Genomic DNA, 2,127 nt, shown 5'->3' on the forward strand with positions numbered 1-2,127 from the left:
TCTTTCTGGATATGCAGCTCAAGCTTTATTCCCAAGTCGATGTTGATCAGACAGCACTGTTGTATGCAGCAACAGCCTTAGGAGTTTCCCAGGAACCCCAAGGGTTATTTCATCTCCAAGGTAGTATGCAAGTATTAAGCGATCGCTTAGTAGAAGCCCTGGAAAAATGGGGGGGTAAGCTACTAATGCGCCACACCGTTGAACAGATCGAAACATCAGGTGGTCAAGCGACTGGTGTCACGATTCGCAATCAGAAAACAGGGGAAGTTTGGACAGAACCAGCGGATGAGGTAGTTGCCAATGTTACGGTGCAAAACCTAGTCAAATTATTAGGTAATAATCTACAGAGCTTCAATGGAAACTCCATGGCAGGCTACTCGATGGCAGGCTATAAGTATCGAGTCGATAAATTACCTTCACCATCCGGTGCGTTTGTCATCTATCTTGGGGTAGATAAACGTGCGATTCCTGATAGTTGTCCTCCCCATCTTCAGTTTCTCTATGACTACGATGGACCAATTGGCGAGAATAATTCCTTGTTTATTTCAGTTAGTAAGCCAGGAGATGGACGAGCACCAGAGGGAAAAGCTACCATTACTGCTTCATCCTTTACCGATGCTGCCATGTGGTGGCGGGGGTCCAAGCAAGACTATGACCGCTTAAAGGAAGAGTATACAGAAAATGCGATCGCACGTCTTAGTCAATACTTTGATTTAACACCAGAGACCATCATTCACCAAGAAGCAGCAACCCCTCGCACCTTTGCCCGTTATACTGCCAGAGAACAAGGCATTGTCGGAGGGATAGGGCAACGGATACCCACCTTTGGGCCCTTTGGCTTTGCCACTCGCACACCCTGCAAAAGTCTGTGGTTAGTAGGAGACTCCACTCATCCAGGAGAAGGAACAGCTGGGGTCAGTTATTCTGCCCTTACCGCTGTACGGCAGATTGAGACATCATTTTGTTTGTAGGGGCGCAAGCCAAGAGTCCCTAGCTTGGGTAAAGGGGTTTTGGTCTCAAATGTCAAGATCATATGGATCTGTTTTTGGCCAGACTAGCTGTGACAGGCTACTAATACCAACCCCAAAGAGTTAGGATTAATGACGCGACAGCCTCATGATCAATTTGCCAAACAGTATCTAACGGAGTTGTTAACACCTCACGGTCAGGTAGAAATCAGCCGAGAACTAACCAGTGAAGTTCGTCAAGTCGATATTTGGTTTCTACCAACAGCTTCTGAATCCACAGCAGCCCAGGACATTGGATTGCTCGGTCAGATCGCATCAAGCGCCTGTTTGTTGGAACCTTTCCGCAATGCTACAGGAATCATGGCAGTGCGAAATTGCCTGTTGAAATTGTTTGCTCTCTACAGTGACCTGCAGCGGAAGGCACGACGAAAGCAAAACCCGATCACTGAAACCGACTTGCCCTGTTTATGGATTCTGTCCCCTTCCTGTTCAGCCCAGCTGTTGAACGGGTTTGCTGCAAAACTTGATAATTCCGGTAATTGGGTTGCAGGAGTTTACTTTTTGCCTGAGTGTTTCAACACAGCACTGGTGGCCATTAACCAGCTACCGCTTACCGAAGAAACCCTCTGGTTAAGAATTTTGGGACGGGATAAGACTCAAAGCCAAGCCATTAATGAGTTGGTGGCTTTGCCTTATGGACACCCCTTACGGCGTAACATCTTAGAGATTCTAGCCAACTGGCGCATCAAAATAGAGAGAAGCGAAGATTTAACTGAAGATGACAGGGAGTTAATTATGAATTTATCACCAGCTTATTTGCGTTGGCGGGAAGAAACCTTAGAGCAAGGCCGGGAACAAGGCTATTTAGACGGACAGCGCCTGATGGTGGAGAATCTACTAGCAGGGCGGTTTGGCACTGTTGATCTCGAATTATCCAGAACCATTGAGCCTTTGATGCAGTTGCCGATCAAAGACCGTACTCAGGTGCTGCTTAACCTGTCCCGTCAGGAACTGTTAGAGAGGTTTTCAGACAGTCGATCTCATTGATACCGTTCAATTCTATTCCCCTTATATTCCGGTATCACTGGGTCAAGACTGACCCAAAACTGTTCACCAAACCCACTTATCTCATAGGGGCCCACGACATGCGCTCCTACTT

2 protein-coding genes are annotated in these 2,127 nt (G+C 47.2%); both read left to right on the forward strand.

Features of this window, described 5'->3' with window-relative positions; genetic code table 11:
- Positions 1-971, forward strand: a 971-nt coding sequence (locus F6K20_RS35525; RefSeq protein ID WP_502708917.1) for a Rossmann-fold NAD(P)-binding domain-containing protein, incomplete at its 5' end; no start/stop codon positions are given.
- A 129-nt stretch (positions 972-1,100) separates the two neighbouring features.
- Complete coding sequence (locus F6K20_RS35530) at positions 1,101-2,015, forward strand: RpnC/YadD family protein (protein ID WP_287297954.1); 915 nt, start codon at positions 1,101-1,103, stop codon at positions 2,013-2,015.
- The last annotated feature ends 112 nt before the right edge of the window (positions 2,016-2,127 follow it).

The sequence above is a fragment of the Moorena sp. SIO2C4 genome, from assembly GCF_010672485.1.
GTDB lineage: Bacteria > Cyanobacteriota > Cyanobacteriia > Cyanobacteriales > Coleofasciculaceae > Moorena > Moorena producens.